This is a genomic window from Streptomyces sp. NPDC015131, assembly GCF_043079975.1.
Lineage (GTDB): Bacteria > Actinomycetota > Actinomycetes > Streptomycetales > Streptomycetaceae > Streptomyces.
In genome coordinates this window covers 745,166-769,072 of record NZ_JBIBVB010000002.1, presented here as the reverse complement: position 1 = coordinate 769,072, position 23,907 = coordinate 745,166, and the positions used below count along the sequence as shown (strand labels likewise).

Here is a 23,907-nt window from a genome sequence, read left to right as displayed (position 1 = left end):
GGGTGCGAGCGCCGGTAACCTGAGGCATTCGCCGTTCGCCATCGTCGTTATGAAGAGAGCACAGTGGCCGCCGACAAGATCGACACGATCGTCAACCTGAGCAAGCGCCGTGGCTTCGTCTACCCGTGCAGCGAGATCTACGGCGGTCAGCGGGCCGCCTGGGACTACGGTCCGCTGGGTGTCGAGCTCAAGGAGAACATCAAGCGCCAGTGGTGGCGTTACATGGTCACCTCGCGCGAGGACGTCGTCGGTCTCGACTCGTCGGTGATCCTGGCGACCGAGGTCTGGGAGGCCTCCGGTCACGTCGCCACCTTCACCGACCCGCTCACCGAGTGCACCTCCTGCCACAAGCGCTACCGCGCGGACCACCTGGAGGAGGCGTACGAGGAGAAGCACGGCCGCCTCCCCGAGAACGGCCTCAAGGACCTGAGCTGCCCCAACTGCGGCAACAAGGCCACCTTCACCGAGCCCAAGCAGTTCTCCGGCCTGCTCTCGACGCACCTCGGCCCCACCCAGGACTCCGGCTCCGTCGCCTACCTGCGCCCCGAGACCGCGCAGGGCATCTTCACCAACTTCGCGCAGGTGCAGCAGTCCTCCCGCAAGAAGCCGCCGTTCGGCATCGCGCAGATGGGCAAGTCGTTCCGGAACGAGATCACCCCGGGCAACTTCATCTTCCGCACCCGCGAGTTCGAGCAGATGGAGATGGAGTTCTTCGTCAAGCCGGGCGAGGACGAGCAGTGGCACGAGTACTGGATGGAGCAGCGCTGGAACTGGTACCGCGACCTGGGTCTCCGTGAGGAGAACATGCGCTGGTACGAGCACCCGGCCGAGAAGCTCTCGCACTACTCCAAGCGCACCGCCGACATCGAGTACCGCTTCCAGTTCGGCGGCAGCGAGTGGGGCGAGCTGGAGGGCGTCGCCAACCGGACCGACTACGACCTCAACGCGCACTCCAAGGCGTCCGGCACCGACCTGTCGTACTTCGACCAGGAGGCGCAGGAGCGCTGGACGCCGTACGTCATCGAGCCGGCGGCCGGTGTCGGCCGCACGATGCTGGCGTTCCTGCTCGACGCGTACAACGAGGACGAGGCGCCCAACGCCAAGGGCGTGATGGAGAAGCGCACCGTCATGCGCCTCGACCCGCGCCTCGCGCCGGTCAAGGCCGCGGTGCTCCCGCTCTCCCGCAACGCGCAGCTCTCGCCCAAGGCGAAGGGCCTCGCCGCGGACCTCCGCAAGAACTGGAACATCGAGTTCGACGACGCGGGCGCCATCGGCCGCCGCTACCGCCGCCAGGACGAGATCGGTACGCCGTTCTGCGTCACGGTCGACTTCGACACGCTCGACGACAACGCGGTCACCGTCCGCGAGCGCGACACCATGAAGCAGGAGCGCGTCTCCCTGGACCAGATCCAGGGCTACCTGGGCAGCCGCCTCCTCGGCTGCTGACGCTCCCGCCGTACGCGCGACGAGCCCCCGGTTCCGCACGGAGCCGGGGGCTCGTCGCGCTCCGCCCGCCGCACCACCTCGTGTGCCGCCCTAAATTCGGGTGCCGTCCTGTCCCGCGCGGGATAGCGTCGCCGCATGGCACATCTTCCGATCTACGAGTGAGAGTGCGGCGGGCAGCCCCCGCCCCCACCCGCCCACACCGACACGTCTCACCTTCAGGGAGAACCCATGGCCAAGGGCCGTAACAACCTTCTCGGCGTCGGCGGACAGCGCAGGAAGCTGTCCCGCGCCGATCAGCAGGGCTCCGCCCCGGCGCGCGCCGCCGACCGCAGGGCGTCCGCCGACCAGAAGCAGGACCTGCTGCGCAAGATGCGCGAGCGCGCCCAGGGCGCCGAGGCGCAGGACTGACCCCACGGGCGGGGTCCTCCCCACCGGAGGGCCCCGCCCCGTCCCGTTCCGTTCCGCCCGCTCCTACGCCCCCGCGCCGGGGCCCTGCGGCTCCAGGCGGCGGGCCGTGCGCTCCGCGGTGCCCCGCGCCCACGCGCCGCTGGTCGCCGCGCCGACCAGCAGGACCGCCAGGCCGCACCCGGCGATCACCCACCAGGCCGGGCGGCTCGCGGCCACGAACCCGGCCGTGTGCGTACCGGGCGCGACACCGGCCGCCAGCACCGCGCCGATCACCGCGACGCCCAGCGTCTGGCCGATCTGCCGGCTGGTGGACGCCACGGCGGCGGCGACGCCCGCCTGGGCGCGGGGCATCCCGGAAACGGCCGTGTTGGTGATGGGGGCGTTCACCATCCCGAAGCCCAGGCCGAACAGCACGTACCCGGTGAACAGCAGCGGCGTGGACGTCTCCGCCTCGAACGCCGCGAACAGCACCCCCGCCGCCGTCATCGTCGCGCCGGCCACCAGCAGCGGGAGGCGCGGCCCCCGGCTGCCGACGAGCCGCCCGGACAGGGGCGCGCAGACAAAGGTGAGCGCCGCCATCGGCAGCATGTACAGCCCGGCGCCCAGCGCGGTCATCCCGCGGACGTCCTGGAGGTACAGGGTGTTGACGAAGAGGAAGCCGCCCAGCGCCGCGAACGAGCACACCGCGATCACCGTGGCGCCGCTGAACGGGGCGCTGCGGAAGAAGCGCAGGTCGATCAGCGGGTCGGCGCGCCTCGGCTCGTACAGCAGCAGCCCGGCCAGGGCGAGCGCCGCCGCCCCCGCGAAGCCCAGGATCAGCGGCGAGGACCAACCCGCGACGGGCGCCTCGATGATCGCGTACGTCAGGGAGCCGAGGAGGACGACGACGAGGAGCTGGCCCACCGGGTCCACCCGGCGCGGGCGGGGCGCGCGGGACTCGGGGACGTACCGGAGGGTGAGGAAGAGGGCGAGCAGCCCCACCGGGATGTTGATCCAGAAGATGGAGCGCCAGCCCACCGCGTCGGTGAGCACCCCGCCGACCAGTGGTCCGGCCGCCATGGAGATGCCGACGACACCGCCCCAGACGCCGATGGCGCGGGCACGCGCGCGTGGCTCGGTGAAGGTGTTGGTGATGATCGACATGGCGACCGGGTTGAGCATCGAGCCGCCCACGGCCTGCACCGCGCGGAAGGCGACGAGCCAGCCGAGGCCGGGGGCGAGGGAGCAGAGCGCCGAGCCGAGGGTGAAGAGGACGAGCCCGGCCGTGAAGACCCTGCGGCGGCCGATCCGGTCGGCGGTGGAGCCGGCCAGCATCAGCAGGGACGCGAGGACCAGGGTGTAGGCGTCGACGACCCACTGCATTCCGGCCACATCGGCGCCCAGGTCCTCGCGCAGGGAGGGCAGGGCGACATTGAGGACGGTGTTGTCGAGGCTGACGATCAGCAGGCTCATGCAGCAGATGGCCAGGACCAGCAGCCGGCGGCGGTGGGACAGCTCGGGCATATGTCCAAAGTACGCCTAACTAACGATCCCCCGGCCGGGCGGGTCGCGGGCTGGGTGACAATGGGGGGCATGACCGCGTTCAGTCCTCTCGCCATCGGTCCGCACACCGTGCGGCCTCCGGTGGTGCTCGCGCCGATGGCCGGCATCACCAACGCCCCCTTCCGCACCCTCTGCCGCGAGTTCAGCGGCGGCAAGGGCCTGTTCGTGAGCGAGATGATCACGACGCGGGCGCTGGTGGAGCGCAACGAGAAGACGATGCAGCTCATCCACTTCGACGCCACGGAGACGCCCCGCTCGATCCAGCTCTACGGGGTCGACCCGGTGACGGTCGGCAAGGCCGTCCGCATGATCGTGGACGAGGACCTGGCCGACCACATCGACCTGAACTTCGGCTGCCCGGTGCCCAAGGTGACCCGCAAGGGCGGCGGCTCCGCCCTGCCGTACAAGCGGCCGCTGCTGCGGGCCATCCTCAACGAGGCGGTCTCCAACGCGGGGGACCTGCCGGTCACCATGAAGATGCGCAAGGGCATCGACGACGACCACATCACCTTCCTGGACGCCGGGCGCATCGCCGTCGAGGAGGGCGTGACCGCCATCGCCCTGCACGGCCGCACCGCCGCCCAGCACTACGGCGGCACGGCCGACTGGGACGCCATCGCCCGGCTGAAGGAGCACGTCCCGGAGATCCCGGTCCTCGGCAACGGCGACATCTGGTCGGCCGACGACGCGCTGCGGATGATGCGCGAGACCGGCTGCGACGGCGTGGTCGTGGGGCGCGGCTGCCTGGGCCGCCCGTGGCTCTTCGGCGACCTGGTGGCCGCGTTCGAGGGCACCGGCGGACCGGCGACGCCCACCCTGCGCGAGGTCGCCGACGTGATGGTGCGGCATGCGACGCTCCTGGGCGAGTGGATCGGCGACGAGGCGCGGGGCGTCATCGACTTCCGTAAGCATGTGGCCTGGTACCTGAAGGGCTTCGCGGTCGGTTCGGAGATGCGCAAGCGGCTGGCGGTCACCTCGTCGCTGGACGCGCTGCGCGCTCAGTTGAGCGAGCTGGACCTGGAGCAGGCGTGGCCGGCCGGTGCGGACGGCCCGCGCGGGCGGACGTCCGGAAACAACCGGGTGGTGCTGCCGGACGGCTGGCTCAAGGATCCCTACGACTGCTCCGCCGTCAGCGCGGATGCCGAGCTGGACACCTCCGGCGGGTGAGCGCCGGACCTCGCCGCTCCCCTCGGGCCCACCCGTCGACCGGGTGGGCCCGAGGCCGTTTCCGGGCCCCTCACCAGGGGAGACGGGCGGTCCGGATCGTGGAACGGGCGGCTCCGGGACGGCGTGATTCTCGCCACCCCTGATAAGGGTTGCGCTCAAATGAGCGCGAAAACGGCGACTGCATTTTCCGAAGCGTGGCACTGAGTGCCACCCGATTTGTGTTCAACTCTTGAACTCAAGCGTCCCGCTCAGCGCTCACATGAGCGAATACTCCCAGCTTTGAGTCAAACGTCATTCGGAGGCTGAAGGGGGCGTGCCCGGAAACCTACCGCGCGGTCACTTTCGATCTGGTGGCGGACGGGTGGTTAAGGCCGTATGACGGGTAGGCGTACGTACCGGGACGCCTTCGATCTGGGTATGTTCCTCGCCGTCAGGGCAGCCACCGAGTCCTCGAGGAGTCGAGACCCGTGTCGGAAAACAAAGATCAGAAGTTCGTGTACGACTTCACCGAGGGCAACAAGGACCTGAAGGACCTGCTCGGCGGTAAGGGTGCCAACCTCGCCGAGATGACCAACCTGGGTCTCCCGGTGCCTCCCGGCTTCACCATCACCACCGAGGCGTGCAAGGTCTACCTCGACAGCGGGGACGAGCCGGTGGCCCTCCGCGACGAGGTCACCGCACACCTCGACGGCCTCGAGCGGAAGATGGGCAAGAAGCTCGGCCAGGCCGACGACCCGCTTCTGGTCTCCGTACGCTCCGGCGCCAAGTTCTCCATGCCCGGCATGATGGACACCGTCCTCAACATCGGACTCTCCGACACGTCCGTGGAGGGCCTGGCCAAGCAGGCCGGCGACGAGCGGTTCGCCTGGGACTCCTACCGCCGCCTCATCCAGATGTTCGGCAAGACCGTCCTCGGCGTCGACGGCGAGCTGTTCGAGGACGCCCTCGAAGAGGCCAAGGCCGCCAAGAAGGTCACCGTCGACACCGACCTCGACGCCGGCGACCTGAAGAAGCTCGTCCAGCAGTTCAAGAAGATCGTCAAGGCCGAGGCCGGCCGCGAGTTCCCCCAGGACCCGCGCGAGCAGATGGACCTGGCCATCAAGGCCGTCTTCGACTCCTGGAACGGCGAGCGCGCCAAGCTCTACCGCCGCCAGGAGCGCATCCCGCACGACCTGGGCACCGCCGTCAACGTCTGCTCCATGGTCTTCGGCAACCTCGGCCCGGACTCCGGCACCGGTGTCGCCTTCACCCGCGACCCCGCCTCCGGCCACCAGGGCGTCTACGGCGACTACCTCCAGAACGCGCAGGGCGAGGACGTCGTCGCCGGCATCCGCAACACCGTGCCGCTCGCCGACCTCGAGTCGATCGACAAGACGTCGTACGACGAGCTGATGCGGATCATGGAGACGCTGGAGAACCACTACAAGGATCTCTGCGACATCGAGTTCACCATCGAGCGCGGCCAGCTCTGGATGCTCCAGACCCGTGTCGGCAAGCGCACCGCCGGTGCCGCCTTCCGCATCGCCACCCAGCTCGTCGACCAGGGACTCATCGACGAGGCCGAGGCGCTCCAGCGCGTCAACGGCGCCCAGCTCGCCCAGCTGATGTTCCCGCGCTTCGACGAGAAGGCCAGGGTGGAGCAGGTCGGCCGGGGCATCGCCGCCTCGCCCGGCGCCGCCGTCGGCAAGGCCGTCTTCGACTCGTACACCGCCGTCAAGTGGTCCCGCTCGGGCGAGAAGGTCATCCTGATCCGCCGGGAGACCAACCCCGACGACCTGGACGGCATGATCGCCGCCGAGGGCATCCTCACCTCGCGCGGCGGCAAGACCTCCCACGCGGCCGTCGTGGCGCGCGGCATGGGCAAGACCTGTGTCTGCGGCGCGGAGGAGCTGGAGGTCGACACCAAGCGCCGCCGGATGACCGTGCCCGGCGGGCACATCGTCGAGGAGGGCGACGTCGTCTCCATCGACGGCTCCACCGGCAAGGTGTACCTCGGCGAGGTCCCGGTCGTGCCGTCCCCGGTCGTCGAGTACTTCGAGGGGCGGATGCACGCGGGCGCCGACGACGCCGACGAGCTCGTCCAGGCCGTCCACCGGATCATGGCGTACGCGGACCGGGTACGCCGGCTGCGCGTACGGGCCAACGCCGACAACGCCGAGGACGCCTCGCGGGCGCGCCGCTTCGGGGCGCAGGGCATCGGCCTGTGCCGCACCGAGCACATGTTCCTGGGCGACCGCCGCCAGTACGTCGAGCGCCTCATCCTCGCCGACACCGACGCCGAGCGCGACGAGGCCCTCAAGGCGCTCCTGCCGCTCCAGAAGGACGACTTCGTCGAGCTGTTCGAGGCGATGGACGGCCTGCCGGTGACGGTCCGCCTGCTGGACCCGCCGCTGCACGAGTTCCTGCCCGACATCACCGAGCTGTCGGTCCGCGTCGCGCTCGCCGAGGCCCGCAAGGAGCCCCACGAGAACGAGCTGCGGCTCCTCCAGGCCGTGCACCGCCTGCACGAGCAGAACCCGATGCTGGGCCTGCGCGGCGTACGCCTCGGCCTGGTCATCCCCGGCCTGTTCACCATGCAGGTGCGGGCCATCGCCGAGGCCGCCGCCCAGCGGATCGACGCCAAGGGCGACCCGCGCGCCGAGATCATGATCCCGCTCGTGGGCACCGTCCAGGAGCTGGAGCTGGTCCGCGAGGAGGCCGAGCAGGTCATCGCCGAGGTGCAGGCGCGCACCGGCGTCGAGCTGAAGCTGGCGCTGGGCACGATGATCGAGCTGCCGCGCGCGGCGGTGACCGCCGGGCAGATCGCCGAGTGCGCCGAGTTCTTCTCCTTCGGCACCAACGACCTCACCCAGACGGTGTGGGGCTTCTCCCGGGACGACGTGGAGGCCAGCTTCTTCACCGCGTACCTGGAGAAGGGCATCTTCGGCGTCAGCCCGTTCGAGACCATCGACAAGGACGGCGTCGGCGCGCTGGTGCGCAGCGCGGTCCAGGCCGGCCGGGCCACCCGCCCGGACATCAAGCTCGGCGTCTGCGGCGAGCACGGCGGCGACCCGGAGTCGGTGCACTTCTTCCACGAGGTGGGCCTGGACTACGTCTCCTGCTCGCCGTTCCGCATCCCGGTGGCGCGCCTGGAGGCGGGCCGCGCGGCGGCGGCGTCCAGCGGCAGCGACAGCCGCTGAGCGACCCCCACAGACACCGGAGCCGTCGCTGGTCCCCGACCCTCACCGATCGGCGGCGGCTCCGGTCCGCAAGAGAGACGGGGCGGACACCTTGTGCGGAGGTGCCCGCCCCGTCGTGCGCGTGGAGGCGGGGGACAGGCGGCGGGGCTGCGGGGGCCGGTGAGCGCCGGCCGGGGGCGGGGCCGTCTGTACGGCGCTCGGGCGGGGCCGTCGGGCGGGGCCGTCGGGCGGGCGGAATTGTAAGTTCCTGTCGCATTCCGGGGGCACCGGTTGAATTGGCGGCTGTTGAACACCGGACGTTTGTCCCGGGTCAATGCAGAGGCCATTGGCCGGTCGAATCGGCCCATTCGGCCCGCAAAGAACGGGCGGAGCGCGGCCACCGGATCCCCACCCGCCGACCGCGCCCCATTACCCCTGCCGGGCGGGAGAGCCGCAACCTTTCAGGTCCGCCGCCGGACGCGAGAAGCCCCCCACGGTCTTCGTCACGTCACCTCGGTCCTGAAGGTTTCCTGCCCGACGGCGTACAGCTTTTCGGTTCACCCCCGGTGTCCGCGATGCGTTTCAAGTGTGGCTGAAATGCCGTGGTGACGGCCTGTGATGGCGTGCATACTCATTGGCGGGGGGTGATTGCGGATGCAACAGGGGTGGGTTCAGTGCTGCGTATTCATTTCACCGGGGACGACCTGGCGGCGGTCCGGACGGCCGCTCGGCCGGACGCCCTGTGGGAAACGATTCTGAGCTTTCACAGGTTGCGCGACCGGCGCGGGGCGCCGGTCTACGGCGCGTGGCGCTCGGAATCCCGGGCCCGGCTGAACGGCGAAACGAGGCTGCTGGGCGCGCTGGTGCCGACGCGCGGCTATTTCCCGGATTTCCTGACCCCGGCCCAGGGCCTCGACGGGCTCGACGCGGGCCTGGAGGCGGTACGGGCCACCCCGGCCGCCCGGATCCACGCGGAGCTGTCCCTGCTGGCCGCCTCCCGCCCCGGTGGCGTCCCGCTGCCCGGCTGGGCGCGGGACCTCGCGGAGGGCCGCGAGGAGCCCTTCGGGCGGCTCGTCGGCGCCCTGCGCGGCTACCACCGGGCGGCCATCGAGCCCTACTGGACGCACATCGAGGCCCGGGTGGAGGCCGACCGGGCGGTGCGCGGGCGGGCCCTCCTCGACGGCGGGGCCGACGAACTGCTGGCCTCCCTGCCGCCGGTGCTGCGCTGGCGGTCACCCGTGCTGGAGGCGGACTACCCGGTCGACCGGGAGCTGCACCTGGAGGGGCGGGGCCTGCTGCTCCAGCCCTCGTACTTCTGCCGGGGCACCCCCGTCGTGCTCCGCGACCCCGCGCTGCCGCCCGTGCTGGTGTACCCGGTCGCGCACACCGACGCCCCGGCGCCCGGGGTCTGCGAGCCGGGGTCCTCACCGCTGGGCCGGCTCGTCGGGCACACCCGGTGCGCCGTGCTCAGGGCCATAGGCCACGGCGGTACGACCAGCGAGCTGGCCCGCCGCGCGGGCGTCTCGCTCGCCTCGGCCAGCCAGCACGCGGGCGTGCTGCGCGACGCGGGCCTGGTGGTCACCCTCCGCCAGGGCAGCTCCGTGCTGCACACCCTCACGCCACTGGGCGCCGCCCTCCTGCACGGAGGGGGCGCCCAGCCCGGACGGCAGCCGCAGCGGCGGCGCTACACGCGGAACGGTCCGGTCACCTCGTAGGTGATCCCGCCGGAGGAGCTGCCGGACGTGCCGCGCTGGCTGGAGAAGTACAGCCGGCGGCCGTCCGGCGAGAAGGCCGGGCCGCAGATCTCGGAGCCGGACTGGCCGCCGATCCGCAGGAACGGGGCCACCACGTCGTCCGGGGTGATGACGCAGATCTCCATGTTGCCGCCGTCCTCCGCGACGAACAGGTCGCCGGAGGACGAGCCGGTGACGTTGTCCACCCCGGTCAGCGGCGCCCCGCCGCCGGAGACCAGGGAGTCGTCGTAGGCCAGCTCGTAGGTGTTGTTCGCCAGGTTGAGCTGCCACAGGCGGTTGTCGCCCTTGGTGGTGAACCAGACGGTGTCGTTGGCGTAGTGGCAGCCCTCGCCGCCGTTGAACCGCTTGGCGCCGGAGACCTGGTCGCGGGTGTACGTGGGGGAGCCGTCCGGGTCCGGGACGGTGGCCCAGGTGAAGGTGCCCGAGGCGGCCGTGCCGGCCTTCAGCACCTGGAGGGTGCCGGAGGACAGGTCGCCCCAGGTCGCCGGGACGAAGCGGTACAGGCAGCCGCTGGACTCGTCCTCGGTCAGGTACACCACCTTGCGCACCGGGTCGGCCGCGGCGGCCTCGTGCTTGAAGCGCCCCATGGCGTCGCGGCGCACGGCCGCCTTCACGCCGTACGGGTCGGTCTCGTACACGTACCCCCGGCTGACCTCCTCGCAGGAGAGCCAGGTGTTCCACGGGGTCTTGCCGCCCGCGCAGTTCTGCCGGGTGCCCGACAGGATGCGGTACGCGCCGGTGACGGCGCCCGTGGCGGAGAACCGCACCGCGCCCGCCCCGCCGCTCGGGTCGACCTCCGAGTTGGAGACGTAGATCCAGCCGCTCCCGTCCGGGTAGCAGGCACCGCCGTCGGGCGCGGGGTGCCAGGTGTACGAGGTCCCCGCGACCTTCTGGCCGGAGCGGGCGATCACCCGGCTGGTGAAGCCGCTCGGCAACTGGATGCCGTTGGCGTCCGCCGCGCCGAGGGCCCCGTACGGCCCGGGCCCGGGCTGTGCGGGCGCCGCGTAGGCCGCACCCTGCATCAGGGTGCCGCCGAAGGCCGCGACCGTGCCGCCCATGACCGCTCCGCGCAGGAAACTGCGACGTTCCACTTGTCACTCCAGAGTGTGTGACCCTCCCGCCGCACCGGTCGGGCGGCGGGGTCGCGCGCTTCCGGAACCTAGAAGTCCCGAGTTGACAGTGCATCAACAACCGGTGAAGCGGAAGCGGCGGCGGCCCGCCGACCGGGCGACCGGGGTGGCGGACCGCCGGACCGGGGCGAAAAATCTTGCCGGGAGGCTCCGGGAAGCGATGAGTTTCGCCGGACCCCCCGGTCTACCCCCTCGAAAGCGCCGCACGACGTGCCGCCATCACCACGACGCCATCACCACGACCCCGTCGCCACGACGACGGCGTCAGACGAGAGAAGAGACGACGACATGCCCCAGATGATCTTCGTGAACCTGCCGGTGAAGGACCTCCAGACGTCGAAGACCTTCTGGAGCAAGCTCGGCTACTCCTTCAACGAGCAGTTCAGCGACGACAAGACCGCCTGCCTGGTGCTCAGCGACACCATCTTCGTGATGCTGCTGACCGAGCCGCGCTTCAAGGACTTCACCAAGAAGGAGATCGCGGACGCCTCCCGCACCACCGAGGCGATCTTCGCGCTCAGCGCCGACAGCCGGGACCGGGTGGACCAGCTCTGCGACGCCGCGCTGGCGTCCGGCGGCTCCCCGGCCAACGACCCCCAGGACTACGGCACGATGTACGGCCGCTCCTTCCAGGACCCGGACCACCACCTGTGGGAGGTCATGTGGATGGACCCGAAGGCGATCGAGGGCTGAGCGGCCGCGCGACGCCCGGGCCGTGACCCCGCGCTCCCCCGACGGAGCAGGGGCACGGCCCGGCGGCGTGCCGGGCCGTCAGGCGGTGACCCCGCCGTCCACCACCAGGTCGACGCCCACGGCCGACCCCGCGGCCGGCGAGGCCAGATAGAGCACCGCGGCGGCGACCTCATCGGCCGTGGTGATCCGGCCCAGCGGTGTGGTGAACCGGGCGGCGCGCTCCTCGTGCGTCTCGCCGGGCAGCAGCGACATCGGGGCCTCCGACGCCCCGGGGCTCACCGCGTTGATCCGGACGCCCTCGCCGATGTGGTCCAGCGCGGCGGCCCGGGTCAGCGCGGCCACGGCGGCCTTGGTGACCGCGTAGCCGCCGGTGCCGGGCAGGCGGAGGTGGGCGCCCAGGTTGGAGCCCATGTTCACGATGGCGCCGCCGCCGTGGTCCCGCATGTACGCGATCTCCGCCTGGAGCGCGTACAGCACCCCGGTGACGTTGATGTCCAGCATGGACCGCCAGTCGCCGGGGTCCAGGTCGCCCACGGCGGTGCCGCCCCCGCGCAGCACGGCGGCGTTGTTGACGGCGACGTCCAGCCCGCCGAAGCGGTCCGCGGTCCGCTCCACCAGGGCGCGCACGTCCTCGGCGCGGCTGACGTCGGCGGTGAAGGCCGCCGCCGTGCCGCCGTCCTTCTCGATCAGGGCCACGGTCTCGTCCAGGGTGGCCGCGGTGCGCCCGGCGACGGCGACCGAGGCGCCCTCGGCGGCGAGGGCCAGCGCCACGGCGCGGCCGAGGCCGGTGCCGGCGCCGGTGACGAGAGCGGTGGTGCCGGTGAAGCGTGCGGACATGGGGTCCCCCTCGAAGACAGAGCTGGTCCGGTGCTGTTGCCGACCGGAATTCTTGACTGAACGTTCCAAAATAGGGCCGTAAGGAAGGGCGCCCGGCTCGGGCGCCCGTTCTCGCTCCGGATCAGTCCAGCAGGGTCAGCGCCTGCTCGGCGGCGTCCCGCACGCGCGCGGGGTCGCCGGACGCCTTGCCCACCACCCGCAGCCCCTGCATCAGGACCAGCAGCATCCGCGCCAGCGCCCGGGGGTCGCGGTCCGCCGGGAGCTCGCCCCCGGCCCGCGCCCGGACCAGCGCCGAGTGCAGCGCGGTCTCGATGTGCTCCCAGCCGATCTCCACCCGGCGGGTGGCGGCCCGGTCGTGCGGGGCCAGTTCGGCCGCCGTGTTGGTGAAGAAGCAGCCGGTGCGGCGCTCCTCGTCACTGGCGGCCTCGGCGGCGAACCGGCGCACCACCGCGCGGACGGCCGGCAGGGCGGGGCCCGGCTGCGACAGCTCCTCCACCAGGCCCGGCTCGCGCGCCTCGGCGTACCGGTCCATCGCCTTCAGGTACAGGTCGTGCTTGTTGCCGAAGGTCGCGTAGATGCTGGCGCGGCCGATGCCGAGGCGCTCGGTGAGGTCCGCCATCGACGTCGCCTCGTAGCCGCGCTCCCAGAACAGCTCGAGCGCTGCCTGGAGCGCGGCGTCCGGATCGAATTCCTTGGTCCTGGCCACGGTCAGGACCCTAGATCATTCTGGAACGGTCGGTCAAGAAGCTACGGGGGCGAGGGCCCGCGCCCGTACCGGGAAGACCTCCACCGCCACCTCCTCGTCGTCCAGGCACCGGCCGGTCGCCAGGTCGAACCGCTGCTTGAGCAGCGGCGACGCCACGAAGGGCCGCCCGCCCGCCGAGCCGACCAGGCCGCGCGCGAGGACCTGCGCCCCGGTGAAGGGGTCCCGGTTGCCGATCGCGTACGCCCGCCCCGTCCGGTCCCGGAAGAGCGCCACCTGCCGCCCGTCCGGCAGCAGGGCCGCCATCCCGCGCCCGGGCGTCAGCGCGGAGTCCTCGCAGACCGGCAGCCACTCGCCGGCGGCGGGGGAGAGTTCGAGCATCATCGGGAGGTGGCTCCTTCCAGCGAGGCCGCACGGGCCGGGGGTTCCAGGGTCAGGACCGTCAGGTCCGGCTTGATCTGGCCGCGCTCCGGCACGAACCGCACCGAGGGGTCCGGCGCGTCCGGCGCGTTCACGAACGACACGAACCGGCGCAGCCGCTCGGGGTCGTCCAGGGTCTCGGCCCACTCGTCGCGGTAGGTCGCCACGTGCGCGGCCATCAGCGCCTCCAGCTCGTCGCACAGCCCCAGCGAGTCGTGCACGACCACGTCCCGCAGGTGCTCCAGCCCGCCGTCCAGCCGCTCCAGCCAGGCCGCCGTGCGCTCCAGCCGGTCGGCGGTACGGATGTAGAACATCAGGAACCGGTCGATCAGGCGGATCAGCTCCGTGTCCGACAGGTCCTGGGCCAGCAGGTCCGCGTGGCGCGGGGTGGCGCCGCCGTTGCCGCCGACGTACAGGTTCCAGCCGTTGGCCGTGGCGATCACGCCGAAGTCCTTCGACTGGGCCTCGGCGCACTCGCGCGTGCAGCCGGAGACGGCCGACTTCAGCTTGTGCGGGGCGCGCAGGCCCCGGTAGCGCAGCTCCAGGTCGATCGCCATCCGCACCGAGTCCTGCACGCCGTAGCGGCACCAGGTCTGCCCCACGCAGGACTTCACCGTCCGCAGCGACTTGCCGTAGGCGTGCCCCGACTCGAAACCCGCGTCCACCAGCCGCGCCCAGACGGCCGGCAGCTGGTCCACCCGGGCGCCGAACAGGTCGATCCGCTGCCCGCCCGTGATCTTGGTGTAGAGGCCGAAGTCCCGGGCCACCTCGCCGATCACGATGAGCTTCTCCGGGGTGATCTCCCCGCCGGGGATGCGCGGCACGACCGAGTACGAGCCGTTGCGCTGCATGTTGGCCAGGAAGTGGTCGTTGGTGTCCTGGAGGGCGGCCCGCTCGCCGTCGAGGATGTACGCGTTGGTCAGGCCGGCCAGGATCGACGCCACGGCCGGCTTGCAGATCTCGCAGCCCTCCCCGCCGCGCGCCTCCTCGCGCCCGTGCGAGTCGAGCAGTTCGGCGTACGAGGTGAGGCGCAGCGTCCGGACAATCTCGTACAGCTCGCTCCGGGTGTGCGGGAAGCAGCCGCACATCCCGGTCTCGGCGGGCTCGGGCAGCAGCTGCTGGATCACCTGCACGCAACCGCCGCAGCCGGTCCCGGCCTTGGTGCACTTCTTGACCTCGGGCAGCGACGAGCACGCGCAGATGGCGCCCTTGGTGACGTTGTGGCAGGAGCAGACGACCGCGTCGTCGGGCAGCGCCTGCGGCCCCAGCGCCACCGGCGCCCCGGCGCCCGCCGGCAGCACCAGCCGCTCGGGCGCCACGGGCGGCTTCGTACCGGTCATCGGGCGGAGCATGCCGTACGACTCGGCGTCGCCGACGAGCACCCCGCCCAGCAGTACGCCGTCGGGGGAGACGACCAGCTTCTTGTAGACGCCCGAGCGGGAGTCCGCGTACACCACGTCCAGGCAGCCCTCGGCCGCGCCGTGCGCGTCGCCGAAGGACGCCACGTCCACGCCCAGCAGCTTCAGCTTGGTCGACATGTCGGCACCCGTGAAGCCGGCCGCCTCCTCGTCCGCGATCGCGGCGGCGGCCGTCAGCGCCATCTCGTACCCGGGCGCGACCAGCCCGTAGACCCGGCCGTCCGCGGCGAGGGCGCACTCGCCGATCGCGTACACCGCCGGGTCGGACGTCCGGCACCGCTCGTCGACCCGGACGCCGCCCCGCTCGCCGGTCTCCAGGCCGCAGTCCCGGGCGAGCTGGTCCCGGGGCCGCACCCCCGCCGAGAAGACCACCATGTCGGTGTCGAGCACGGACCCGTCCGACAGGGCCATACCGGTCACCGAGCCGTTCTCGGTGAGGACCTCCTGGGTGCCGGTGCCGGTGTGCACCACGAGGCCCATGTCCTCGATGGTGCGCAGCAGCGCCGCGCCGCCGCCCTCGTCGACCTGCACCGGCATCAGGCGCGGCGCGAACTCCACGATGTGCGTCCGCAGCCCCAGGCCCTTGAGCGCGCCCGCCGCCTCCAGCCCGAGCAGCCCGCCGCCGACCACCGCGCCGGTCCTCGCCGTCCGCGCGTACTCCTCGATGGCGAGGACGTCGTCGATCGTCCGGTAGACGAAGCAGCCCGTCGCGTCCTTGCCCGGTACCGGCGGGACGAAGGGGTACGAACCGGTCGCCAGGACCAAGGTGTCGTACCCGGTCACCCGGCCGGCCCGCGAGACGACCGTCCGCGCCTCGCGGTCGATCGCCTCCACCGGGTCGCCGAGGTGCAGCTCGATGCCGTGGCGCGCCATGAACTCCGTGTCGGCCATGGCCAGTTCGCCGGGCGTCCGGCCGTCGAAGTACGAGGTCAGCCGGACGCGGTCGTACGCCGGGCGGGGTTCCTCGCAGAACACGACGACCCGCGCCCGTCCGGTGACCCCGCGCTCGGCGAGGGCCTCCAGAAAGCGCTGGCCGACCATGCCGTGGCCGACGAGGACGATGGTGGGCAGGTGGGCCATGTCAGAAGCCTCCGTCGTGGGTGAGCAGGTGGAGCAGGGGCGCCTCGGGCAGGGCCTCGTCGCCCTCCCAGGCCCGGGCCAGCGCCCCGACCGCGCCGAGGTCGCCGAGCAGGACGCCGCCGACGAGCCGGTCGCCGCGGACGACGACCTTGCGGTACGCCCCGCTCGTGGCGTCCGCCAGCCGTACGGTGTCGTCGCCCGGCAGCGGCGTCGCCTCGCCGAACGCGGCCAGTTCGAGCGCGCCCGTGCTGAGCCGGGTCAACGCGCGCGTGCCGCGGTAGCCGCCGGTGCCGTGCCGCAGGACGTCCACCAGGGCGTCGGCCTGCTCCAGCGCGGCGCCGGCCAGACCGTAGAGCCGGCCGTCGTGCTCGGCGCAGTCGCCGACGGCGTGGATGTACGGGTCGGAGGTGCGCAAGCGGTCGTCCACGACGATCCCGCGGCGGACGTCGAGGCCCGCCTCGGCTGCCAGTCCCACGCGCGGGCGCACCCCGCAGGCCAGGACGACGACACCGGCGTCCAGGACGAAGCCGTCGGCGAACTCGACCGCCTCGACGGCCCCGCCCGCGCAGCGCAGCCCGCGGACCCGGCACTCGGTGTGGACCTCCACGCCGAGATCCGCCTCCAGGTGGCGGCGGAGCACCGCCGCCGCGCCCGCGTCGAGCTGGCGCTCCATCAGGTGCTCGCCCTGCTGGGCCAGCACCACGTCGGCGCCCCGGGCGGCCAGCGCGCGGGCCGCCGACACACCCAGCAGGCCGCCGCCGATCACCACCACCCGCACCCCGGTGCCCACCAGCGCGTCCAGCGCCAGGCAGTCGTCCAGCGTCCGGAAGGCGTGCACCCCGGCGGGCAGCCGCCCGCCGCGCAGGCCGCGCAGCGGCGGCAGCACCGGGTTGGACCCGGTGGCCAGGACCAGCCGGTCGTACGCGAAGGCCGCGCCGTCCGCGCACCGCACCACCCGGGCGGCACGGTCGACGGCGGTCACCCGCGCCCGGTGGCGGGTGCCGTCCGGGTGCGCGGCCGGCAGGGCGATCACCTCGGGCCCGTACCGCCCGGCGAGGACGTCCGCCAGCAGCACCCGGTTGTACGGGGCGTGCGGCTCCTCGCCGAGCAGGGTGACGGGCAGCCGCTCGGCGAGCCGCGCGCCCGCCGTGCCGCCTCCGACCACCACGATCCGTGAACTCATGCCCGCCAGCGTGCGTCGGCGGTGTTACCCGGCCGCATCCCGGTTGTTTCGCCCGCGGAAAGCCGCCCTCAGCGCGGCACCCGGCGGCCGGTGAGGACGGACGGGGTCCCTGGGCGGCGGCGGCCCGGCCGGCCGGGCGGGGACGCCCGGCAGGGGGTGCATCCAGGTGCGGCGGGCCCGGCCGGGGGTGGATCCGGGGGCGGGCCCGGGTGCGGCGGGCCTGGCCCGGGGGTGACCCGGGGGCGGGCCGGAGCGTGGATGCTCCGGGTAGCACCATGGCCGGCGCGCGTGCCGTCCGGGAGCCTTGAGCCATGAACACCGTGACCCGCGTGCTCGCCGAGCCGTTCCGCGCCCCGACGTGGCGGCGGACCGCCCACGCCCTGCTGGCGCTGCCCGCCGGCGCGCTGGGCGTGCCGCACCTGCTCGCCCGGCGGACGCTCGGGCTCGACCTGGGGCGCCCGCCCGCCCGGCGGCTGGTGCTGTACGCGCTGCTGGCCACCCCGCCGAACGTGGTGGCCGCCCTCGTCACCCTCTACGGCTGGTCGCTGGTGCCGATGAACCTGGGCTGGCCGCTGCGGGCCGGTGACCCGGCCGGGGCGTGGGGCGGGCCGAGCTTCGCGGGGGCGTGGGCGTTCCACGCGCTGCTGGGCGGCGTGGGCTTCCTGCTGCTGATGCCCTGGGCGGTCAGGGGCGTCACCTCGCTCCAGCGGCGCCTGGCGCTCCGCCTGCTCACCGGCCCCGGCTCGCCCGCCGGAAGCTCAGAGGCACCTCAAGCCTCACCGAACTCCATGGACGGCACATCCACCGGATCCATAGGCTCGCGGGTGTGCCCGACATATCACTGACGACCCTGCTCCTCCTCTGTGCCGCCGCGCTCGTCGCCGGCTGGATCGACGCCGTGGTGGGCGGTGGCGGACTGCTCCTGCTGCCCGCGCTGCTGCTCGGCCTGCCCCAGGTGACGGCCGCCCATGTCCTCGGCACCAACAAGGCGGTGGCCATCGTGGGGACGACCGGCGCGGCCGTGACCTATGTGCGCAGGGCGCCGGTCCAGGTGCGCACGGCGGTGCGGATCGGGCTGGCGGCGCTGGCCGGGTCGATGGCCGGCGCCTTCTTCGCGGCGGGCATCAGCAGCGACGTCCTGCGGCCGGTGATCATGGTCGTGCTGGTGGGGGTGGCGGCGTTCGTGATGCTGCGGCCGTCCTTCGGCACCGGGGCGGGCGGCGCGGACCGGGCGCCGGTGACCCGGGCCCGGGTGGTCACGGCCGTGGTGGTCGTCGGCGGGGGCATCGGGTTCTACGACGGCCTCTTCGGCCCCGGCACCGGCACGTTCCTGGTGCTGGCGCTGACGGCCGTGCTGCACCTGGACCTGGTGACCGCCTCCGCCACGGCCAAGATCGTGAACGTGTGCACCAACGCCGGGGCGCTGGCGATGTTCGCGTACCAGGGCACCGTGCTGTGGCAGCTCGCCGCGCTGATGGCGGTGTTCAACCTCGCGGGCGGGATGCTCGGGGCGCGCATGGCGCTGCGCAAGGGCGCGGAGTTCGTCCGGGGCGTGCTGCTGGTCGTGGTCTTCTCGCTGGTGGCGAAGCTGGCGTTCGACCAGTGGGCCTGACGGCGCCCGACGGCGCCCGACGGCCCGACGGCCCGACGGCGCCCGCCAGCCCGACGGCGCCCGACGGCCCGACGGCGCCCGGGCGGCTGCCCCGGGGCGGCGTGGTGGTTCAGCGGACGCCGATCAGGTGGGCGTAGGCGACAACGTTGCCCTGGTAGCCGGTCTTCTCGTCGAACGTGCCGCCGCAGGTGATGACCCGGAGTTCGGCGCGGTCGGCGGGGCCGTAGACCTTGTCGTCGGGGAAGTCCTCGTTCTCGTACACCTCGATGGCGTCGATGGTGAAGACGGCGGTCCGGCCGTCGAGGCGGGTGATCTCGATGCGGTGGCCCTTCTTGAGGGCGCCAAGCGCGTAGAAGACCGCAGGGCCGTCGGAGGTGTCGACGTGCCCGGCGACGATGGCGGTGCCCCGGGCGCCGGGCGGGGTGCCGTCCTTGTACCAGCCGGCGATGTTGGGGTTCCCGGCCGGCGGGACCTCCAGGCTGCCGGCGGGGGCGAGCCCCAGGCGCATCACCGGGGCGTCCACCCCGATCTCGGGGATGCGGACGCGCACCGGGGCGGAGGCGGGCAGGGGATCGGCGGCGGCGTCGGTGTGCTGGTGCGGCCCGGCGGCGAACGCCTCGGCGGCGGTGGGGACGGGCGGGGTGAGGTCCGCGGAGCCGTTCTGCACCAGCCACAGTCCGGCGAACGCGGCGATGGCCACGCCCCAGCCCTTGCTCTTCCCCCTGCCCCCGGCGCCGGCCGTCCCGCCGCCGCCCTGCGTGTGCGTGCTGCCCTCGCTCGTGGTGTCCTCGGTCATGGCTGCCCTCGCGGGATGGGGCCGATCGCGAATGAGGCCGATGGGGCTCCCCGCCCGCGCCGCGGTCTCGGGGACGCGCGCGGCGGGGGCGGGGAGCGGGGCGGGGGACGGGGACGGACCCCGTCAGCCGTCCTGCGCGCCGCTCGCCCGGCGGCGCAGGAGCCAGGCCCCGCCGACGGCGGACGCGGCCAGCACGGCCACTCCCGCCGCGATCTGGGTGGTGTCGGGGCCGACGCTGCCGCCCACCCCGGTCTTCACATGGCCGCTGGGGACGTGGCCGCCCTGGTCGTGCCCGCCGGAGGTGTGGCCGCCGGTGCCGCCGGAGTCGTGGCCCCCGGAGCTGTCGCCGCCGCGTTCGACGGTCAGCTCGCCCCGGGCGGTCTTGCCGTTGTCGCAGGCCACCGAGATGTCGTAGGTGCCCGGCTTGGTGTGTGAGGGGACCGTGAACTGGCCGACGACGACGTCCTTGTGGGTGCCCGGCGACAGCCGGAACTCACCCGCGCCGAGCGACTCGGCGTCACCGATGCCGCGCCCCTTCTTGCCGCAGGCGGTGGTGTTGACGGTGACGGTCTCGCCCGGTCCGGCCGGTGACGGGTACACCTCCAGCTTCCCGTAGTCGCCGGCGTACGCGGCCGGCGAGGCGAGGGCGCCGAGCGAGACGACCGCGAGAGCGGTACCGGTCAGCAGGCGGGCAGTGGTGCGCATGAGGTCCTCCGGAGCGCGCGACAAGCGGGGTGTGACGGGTGGATGTCCTGTCTCCGAGGTAAGGCCCCGCCCGCCCCCACCGCCTGCTGATACCCCATCAGATTCGTCCGTCCGGGTCGGCGCGCCACCCTGGACAGCCGGAATCCGTGCAGGTCAGAGGCGGTTCATCGGGCCCGTCCCGGGCGGCGCCCCGAATGGGTGACACCCGGCCGGTGGGGCGGCCCGCGAAACCGGCCGCGGGCACCGCTTGACCTCAACCATGGTTGAGGGACCAGGGTCATGGCCATGGAGATCACCGAGAACACCCCGCTGAACCTCGCCGTCGTCGTCGGAAGCAACCGCGAGGGCCGCTTCGGCCCCGTCATCGCCGACTGGTTCCTGGCCAACGCCGCCCGGCACAACGACTTCGCGGTCGACGTCATCGACCTCGCCGACCCCGCCCACGACCTGCCCACCGCCCTGTCCCGCGACCCCGCCCCCGCCGTCCGCGACCGGCTGGCGGGCATCAGCCCCCGGCTCGCCGCCGCCGACGCCTTCGTCGTCATCACCCCCGAGTACAACCACTCCTTCCCCGCCTCCATCAAGAACCTCATCGACTGGCACTACGGCGAGTGGCAGGCCAAGCCCGTCGGCTTCGTCTCCTACGGCGGGATGTCCGGCGGCCTGCGCGCCGTCGAGCAACTGCGGCAGGTCTTCGCCGAGATGCACGCGGTGACCGTCCGGGACACCGTCTCCTTCCACAACGCCTTCGGCCACTTCGGCGAGGACGGCCGCCACCAGGACCCCACCGGCCCCGACACCGCGGCCAAGACCATGCTCGACCAGCTCTCCTGGTGGGCCCACGCCCTGCGGGACGCCAAGGCCGTCCGTCCCTACGGCGGCTGAACGGGGGAGTGCGTACCCTCGGGTCGTACGCCGCGCGGGGCGCCGCGCGGCCGGCGACGACCACCCTCCCGGAAGGCGGCACCGTGACCCTGGCCCTGACCGTACTCACCACGACCGACAGCGCCGGAAAGGCCGAGGAGCTGGCCCGTGGCGCGGTGGAGGCGCGGCTCGCCGCCTGCGCCCAGGTCTCCGGCCCGGTCACGTCCGTCTACCACTGGAACAACGCCATCGAGACCAGCCAGGAGTGGCAGGTGCTCTTCAAGACGACGGAGTCCTGCTACCCCTCGCTGGAGGCGCACCTGATCCGGGTCCACGACTACGAGACGCCCGAGATCATCGCCACCCCGGTGGTGCGGGGGAGCGCGGGCTACCTCGCCTGGCTCCAGCAGGAGACCACGGCCCGGTGACCGGCACACCCCCGGCCGCCGGCGGGCCGCCGCCGGAGCTGCCCTTCTTCGTGTACGGCACGCTGCGGCCCGGCGAGCCGAACCACGAACGCTTCCTCCGGGGCCGTACCGCCGCGGAGGAACCGGCCCGGCTGGCCGGCGCCCTCCTCCACGACGGCCCCGGGTACCCCTACCTGCTGCGGGGCGGCGGGCAGGTCGAGGGCGAGCTGGTCAGCGCCGCGCCCGGCCGGTACGAGGCGCTGCTGTCCGTACTGGACCGCCTGGAGGAGTACTTCGGCCCCGGCCACCCGCTCAATGTGTACGAGCGGGAGGTGTGCGACGTGGTGCGCGCCCGGGACGGGGCGACCGTGCGGGCCTGGGTGTACGTGGCCGCCCCCGCCGTACGGCCGGGGGCGGCGATCACGGGCGGGGACTGGCTGCGGCACCGCCCGGCGCCGCGGCCTCCAGGCGTACCGCGCACACCTTGAACTCCGGCATCCGGGACGTGGGGTCGAGCGCCGGGTTGGTGAGGTTGTTGGCCCGGCCCTCGCCCGGCCAGTGGAACGGCATGAAGACCGTGTCCGGCCGGATGCCCGGGGTGATCCGCGCCGGGGCCACCGCCCGCCCGCGCCGCGACACCACCGCCACCGGCTCGCCCTCGGCGACGCCCAGCCGCTCGGCCAGCCGCGGGTGCAGCTCCACGAACGGCCCGGGCGCGGCGGCGTTCAGCGCGTCGACCCGCCGGGTCTGCGCCCCCGACTGGTACTGGGCCACCACCCGCCCGGTCGTCAGCACCACCGGGTAGTCCTCGTCCGGCTCCTCGCCCGCCGGCCGGTGCGTCACCGGCACGAACCGCGCCCGCCCGTCCGGGGTGGCGAAGCGCTCCAGGAACAGCCGGGGCGTGCCGGGGTGCCCGGGCGCGGGGCACGGCCAGAAGACGCCGTCCTCCTCGGCGATCCGCCGGTAGCTGATCCCCGCGTAGTCGGCGGGCCCGCCGGCCGAGGCGCGGCGCAGCTCCTCGAAGACCTCCTCCGGGTCGGCGGGGAAGCCCTTCTCCCACCCGAGCAGCCCGGCCAGCGCGTGCAGCACCTCCAGGTCGGTCCGTACGCCGGCGGGCGGGTCGATCGCCCGGCGCCGCAGCAGCACCCGGCCCTCCAGGTTGGTCAGCGTGCCGGTCTCCTCCGCCCACTGGGTCACCGGCAGGACCACGTCGGCGAGCGCGGCGGTCTCCGAGAGCACGACGTCCGCGACGGCCAGGAAGTCCAGGGCGGCGATCCGCTCCTCGACGTGCGCGGCGCGCGGCGCCGACACCACCGGGTTGGAGCCCATGAGCAGCAGGGCCCTGATGTCGGTGCCCAGCGCGTCGAGCAGTTCGTAGGCGCTGCGCCCGGGGCCGGGCAGCGACGCGGGGTCGACGCCCCACACCCCGGCGACGTGCGCGCGGGCGGCGGGGTCGTCGAGCCTGCGGTAGCCGGGCAGCTGGTCGGCCTTCTGGCCGTGTTCGCGCCCGCCCTGCCCGTTGCCCTGCCCGGTCAGGCAGCCGTACCCGGACAGCGGGCGGCCCGCGCGCCCGGTCGCCAGGCACAGGTTGATCCAGGCGCCCACGGTGTCGGTGCCCTTGGACTGCTGCTCGGGCCCGCGCGCGGTCAGCACCATGCTCGCGGGGGCGTCGCAGAACATCGCCACCGCCTCCCGCAGCAGGGGCACCGGTACGCCGGTGAGGCGTTCGACCCGGGCGGGCCAGTGGGCCATGGCGGCGGCGCGGGCCCCGGCCCAGCCGGTCGTCCGGCTCGCGATGAAGTCCTCGTCCGTGCGCCCCTCCGCCACGACCAGGTGCAGCAGCCCGAGCGCCAGCGCCAGGTCGGTGCCGGGGCGGGGGGCGAGGTGGAGGTCGGCCTGCTCGGCGGTGCGGGTGCGGCGCGGGTCGACGACGATCAGCCGGCCGCCGTTCTCCTTCAGCTCGGTGAGGTAGCGCAGGGCGGGCGGCATGGTCTCGGCGAGGTTCGACCCGACGAGGATCACGCACCCGGTGCGGGGGACGTCCTCCAGCGGGAAGGGCAGCCCCCGGTCGAGCCCGAAGGCCCGCTGGTGCGCGGCGGCGGCGGACGACATGCAGAAGCGGCCGTTGTAGTCGATCTGCGAGGTCCCCAGCACCAGCCGGGCGAACTTGCCCAGCGTGTACGCCTTCTCGTTGGTCAGCCCGCCGCCGCCGAACACCCCGACCGCGTCGGCGCCGTGGGCGTCCCGGGCGCCGCGCAGCCCCTCGGCGACGGCGCGCAGGGCCTCGTCCCAGGTGGCCGGCTCCAGCCTGCCGGTGGCGGGGCGCCGCACCAGCGGGCCGTCCAGCCGGACCCGGGAGGAGAGCACCTCGGGCGCGGTGCGCCCCTTGCCGCACAGGGCGCCCCGGTTGACGGGGAAGTCGGTGCGCTCCAGCACCTCGACGCCGTCGCCGGCGGGCCGGAGGTTCATGCCGCACTGGAGGGCGCAGTAGGGGCAGTGCGTGGCGGTGGGGGAGGCGGGGGCGGCGGGGTTGGGCATGCCCCGAGCATGCGGCGCGTGTGTTACGCCGGGTGGCACGCCGCAT

Annotated in this window: 21 protein-coding genes; 11 read left to right on the top strand and 10 right to left on the bottom strand. The window is 73.3% G+C overall.

From position 1 onward, the window contains the following. Positions 1-63 precede the first annotated feature (63 nt). Positions 64-1,446 (top strand): glycine--tRNA ligase, encoded by a 1,383-nt coding sequence (locus tag ACF08D_RS09145; RefSeq protein ID WP_392221917.1) that lies wholly within the window; start codon positions 64-66, stop codon positions 1,444-1,446. A 228-nt stretch (positions 1,447-1,674) separates the two neighbouring features. Beyond that, positions 1,675-1,854 carry a DUF6243 family protein gene (locus ACF08D_RS09140; RefSeq protein WP_392221916.1) on the top strand — a complete coding sequence of 60 codons (180 nt, stop codon included), beginning with the start codon at positions 1,675-1,677 and terminating at the stop codon, positions 1,852-1,854. Positions 1,855-1,917: 63 nt separating this feature from the next. Here ACF08D_RS09140 and ACF08D_RS09135 read toward each other — a convergent pair whose 3' ends face one another. Then, entirely contained in the window at positions 1,918-3,357 is a 1,440-nt protein-coding gene (locus ACF08D_RS09135) for an MFS transporter (RefSeq protein ID WP_392221915.1), read from the bottom strand. A 69-nt stretch (positions 3,358-3,426) separates the two neighbouring features. Between ACF08D_RS09135 and dusB the strand changes: the two genes are divergently transcribed. From dusB to ACF08D_RS09120, 3 genes are all read left to right on the top strand, one after another. Then, positions 3,427-4,563, top strand: a complete 1,137-nt coding sequence (gene dusB / locus ACF08D_RS09130) for a tRNA dihydrouridine synthase DusB (RefSeq protein WP_392221914.1) — start codon at positions 3,427-3,429, stop codon at positions 4,561-4,563. Between the two features lie 467 nt (positions 4,564-5,030). Then, a complete protein-coding gene (ppdK, locus tag ACF08D_RS09125; protein ID WP_392221913.1) occupies positions 5,031-7,742 on the top strand; it encodes a pyruvate, phosphate dikinase in 2,712 nt (903 codons plus the stop codon). A gap of 653 nt (positions 7,743-8,395) precedes the next feature. Beyond that, positions 8,396-9,436 (top strand): ArsR/SmtB family transcription factor, encoded by a 1,041-nt coding sequence (locus ACF08D_RS09120; RefSeq protein ID WP_392221912.1) that lies wholly within the window; start codon positions 8,396-8,398, stop codon positions 9,434-9,436. On the opposite strand, the gene ACF08D_RS09115 is transcribed toward ACF08D_RS09120, so the two are convergent. Then, positions 9,406-10,566, bottom strand: a complete 1,161-nt coding sequence (locus ACF08D_RS09115) for a PhoX family protein (RefSeq protein WP_392221911.1) — start codon at positions 10,564-10,566, stop codon at positions 9,406-9,408. The genes ACF08D_RS09120 and ACF08D_RS09115 overlap by 31 nt on opposite strands. Positions 10,567-10,893: 327 nt before the next feature. On the opposite strand from ACF08D_RS09115, the gene ACF08D_RS09110 reads away from it, so the two are divergent. Next, entirely contained in the window at positions 10,894-11,298 is a 405-nt protein-coding gene (locus tag ACF08D_RS09110) for a VOC family protein (RefSeq protein ID WP_392221910.1), read from the top strand. Positions 11,299-11,376: 78 nt separating this feature from the next. Here the strand turns inward: ACF08D_RS09110 and ACF08D_RS09105 are convergent, their stop codons facing one another. The 5 genes from ACF08D_RS09105 to ACF08D_RS09085 form a co-directional block, all read right to left on the bottom strand. Beyond that, positions 11,377-12,135 carry an SDR family NAD(P)-dependent oxidoreductase gene (locus ACF08D_RS09105; RefSeq protein ID WP_392221909.1) on the bottom strand — a complete coding sequence of 253 codons (759 nt, stop codon included), beginning with the start codon at positions 12,133-12,135 and terminating at the stop codon, positions 11,377-11,379. Between the two features lie 121 nt (positions 12,136-12,256). Continuing rightward, complete coding sequence (locus tag ACF08D_RS09100; RefSeq protein ID WP_392221908.1) at positions 12,257-12,841, bottom strand: TetR/AcrR family transcriptional regulator; 585 nt, start codon at positions 12,839-12,841, stop codon at positions 12,257-12,259. 33 nt (positions 12,842-12,874) lie between these two features. After that, positions 12,875-13,222: a nitrite reductase small subunit NirD gene (gene nirD, locus ACF08D_RS09095; protein ID WP_392221907.1), complete on the bottom strand. Its 348-nt coding sequence runs from the start codon at positions 13,220-13,222 to the stop codon at positions 12,875-12,877. Then, positions 13,219-15,756, bottom strand: coding sequence for a nitrite reductase large subunit NirB (gene nirB, locus ACF08D_RS09090; RefSeq protein WP_392221906.1), 2,538 nt, complete (start codon positions 15,754-15,756; stop codon positions 13,219-13,221). The genes nirD and nirB overlap by 4 nt, the downstream gene beginning before the upstream one ends. A 1-nt stretch (position 15,757) precedes the next feature. After that, positions 15,758-16,939, bottom strand: coding sequence for an NAD(P)/FAD-dependent oxidoreductase (locus ACF08D_RS09085; RefSeq protein WP_392221905.1), 1,182 nt, complete (start codon positions 16,937-16,939; stop codon positions 15,758-15,760). 311 nt (positions 16,940-17,250) lie between these two features. Between ACF08D_RS09085 and ACF08D_RS09080 the strand changes: the two genes are divergently transcribed. Both ACF08D_RS09080 and ACF08D_RS09075 read left to right on the top strand, forming a co-directional pair. Then, the gene (locus ACF08D_RS09080; protein WP_392221904.1) at positions 17,251-17,784 is read left to right on the top strand and encodes a hypothetical protein; all 534 of its coding nucleotides are present in this window, start codon (positions 17,251-17,253) and stop codon (positions 17,782-17,784) included. Beyond that, positions 17,766-18,551, top strand: a complete 786-nt coding sequence (locus ACF08D_RS09075) for a sulfite exporter TauE/SafE family protein (protein ID WP_392221903.1) — start codon at positions 17,766-17,768, stop codon at positions 18,549-18,551. Before ACF08D_RS09080 ends, ACF08D_RS09075 begins: the two co-directional genes overlap by 19 nt. A gap of 109 nt (positions 18,552-18,660) precedes the next feature. On the opposite strand, the gene ACF08D_RS09070 is transcribed toward ACF08D_RS09075, so the two are convergent. Together ACF08D_RS09070 and ACF08D_RS09065 are read right to left on the bottom strand one after the other, a co-directional pair. Beyond that, positions 18,661-19,347, bottom strand: coding sequence for a class F sortase (locus ACF08D_RS09070; RefSeq protein ID WP_392221902.1), 687 nt, complete (start codon positions 19,345-19,347; stop codon positions 18,661-18,663). 123 nt (positions 19,348-19,470) lie between these two features. Beyond that, positions 19,471-20,052 (bottom strand): hypothetical protein, encoded by a 582-nt coding sequence (locus ACF08D_RS09065; RefSeq protein WP_392221901.1) that lies wholly within the window; start codon positions 20,050-20,052, stop codon positions 19,471-19,473. Between the two features lie 285 nt (positions 20,053-20,337). On the opposite strand from ACF08D_RS09065, the gene ACF08D_RS09060 reads away from it, so the two are divergent. The 3 genes from ACF08D_RS09060 (at position 20,338) to ACF08D_RS09050 (ending at position 21,811) form a co-directional block, all read left to right on the top strand. Beyond that, positions 20,338-20,937 carry an NADPH-dependent FMN reductase gene (locus ACF08D_RS09060; protein WP_392221900.1) on the top strand — a complete coding sequence of 200 codons (600 nt, stop codon included), beginning with the start codon at positions 20,338-20,340 and terminating at the stop codon, positions 20,935-20,937. 83 nt (positions 20,938-21,020) lie between these two features. After that, positions 21,021-21,344, top strand: coding sequence for a divalent-cation tolerance protein CutA (gene cutA / locus ACF08D_RS09055; protein WP_392221899.1), 324 nt, complete (start codon positions 21,021-21,023; stop codon positions 21,342-21,344). Beyond that, positions 21,341-21,811, top strand: coding sequence for a gamma-glutamylcyclotransferase family protein (locus tag ACF08D_RS09050; protein ID WP_392221898.1), 471 nt, complete (start codon positions 21,341-21,343; stop codon positions 21,809-21,811). Before cutA ends, ACF08D_RS09050 begins: the two co-directional genes overlap by 4 nt. Here ACF08D_RS09050 and ACF08D_RS09045 read toward each other — a convergent pair. Further along, on the bottom strand, positions 21,744-23,861 hold the full coding sequence (locus ACF08D_RS09045) for a molybdopterin oxidoreductase family protein (RefSeq protein WP_392221897.1): 2,118 nt from the start codon (positions 23,859-23,861) through the stop codon (positions 21,744-21,746). The genes ACF08D_RS09050 and ACF08D_RS09045 overlap by 68 nt on opposite strands. Between the last annotated feature and the right edge of the window lie 46 nt (positions 23,862-23,907).

Coding starts and splice junctions, on each gene's coding strand:
- ACF08D_RS09140 (WP_392221916.1), top strand. CDS start 1,675: ATGGCCAAGGGCCGTAACAACCTTCTCGGCGTCGGCGGACAGCGCAGG.
- ACF08D_RS09135 (WP_392221915.1), bottom strand. CDS start 3,357: ATGCCCGAGCTGTCCCACCGCCGCCGGCTGCTGGTCCTGGCCATCTGC.
- dusB (WP_392221914.1), top strand. CDS start 3,427: ATGACCGCGTTCAGTCCTCTCGCCATCGGTCCGCACACCGTGCGGCCT.
- ACF08D_RS09110 (WP_392221910.1), top strand. CDS start 10,894: ATGCCCCAGATGATCTTCGTGAACCTGCCGGTGAAGGACCTCCAGACG.
- ACF08D_RS09105 (WP_392221909.1), bottom strand. CDS start 12,135: ATGTCCGCACGCTTCACCGGCACCACCGCTCTCGTCACCGGCGCCGGC.
- nirD (WP_392221907.1), bottom strand. CDS start 13,222: ATGATGCTCGAACTCTCCCCCGCCGCCGGCGAGTGGCTGCCGGTCTGC.
- nirB (WP_392221906.1), bottom strand. CDS start 15,756: ATGGCCCACCTGCCCACCATCGTCCTCGTCGGCCACGGCATGGTCGGC.
- ACF08D_RS09085 (WP_392221905.1), bottom strand. CDS start 16,939: ATGAGTTCACGGATCGTGGTGGTCGGAGGCGGCACGGCGGGCGCGCGG.
- ACF08D_RS09080 (WP_392221904.1), top strand. CDS start 17,251: ATGAACACCGTGACCCGCGTGCTCGCCGAGCCGTTCCGCGCCCCGACG.
- ACF08D_RS09070 (WP_392221902.1), bottom strand. CDS start 19,347: ATGACCGAGGACACCACGAGCGAGGGCAGCACGCACACGCAGGGCGGC.
- ACF08D_RS09065 (WP_392221901.1), bottom strand. CDS start 20,052: ATGCGCACCACTGCCCGCCTGCTGACCGGTACCGCTCTCGCGGTCGTC.
- ACF08D_RS09060 (WP_392221900.1), top strand. CDS start 20,338: ATGGAGATCACCGAGAACACCCCGCTGAACCTCGCCGTCGTCGTCGGA.
- ACF08D_RS09045 (WP_392221897.1), bottom strand. CDS start 23,861: ATGCCCAACCCCGCCGCCCCCGCCTCCCCCACCGCCACGCACTGCCCC.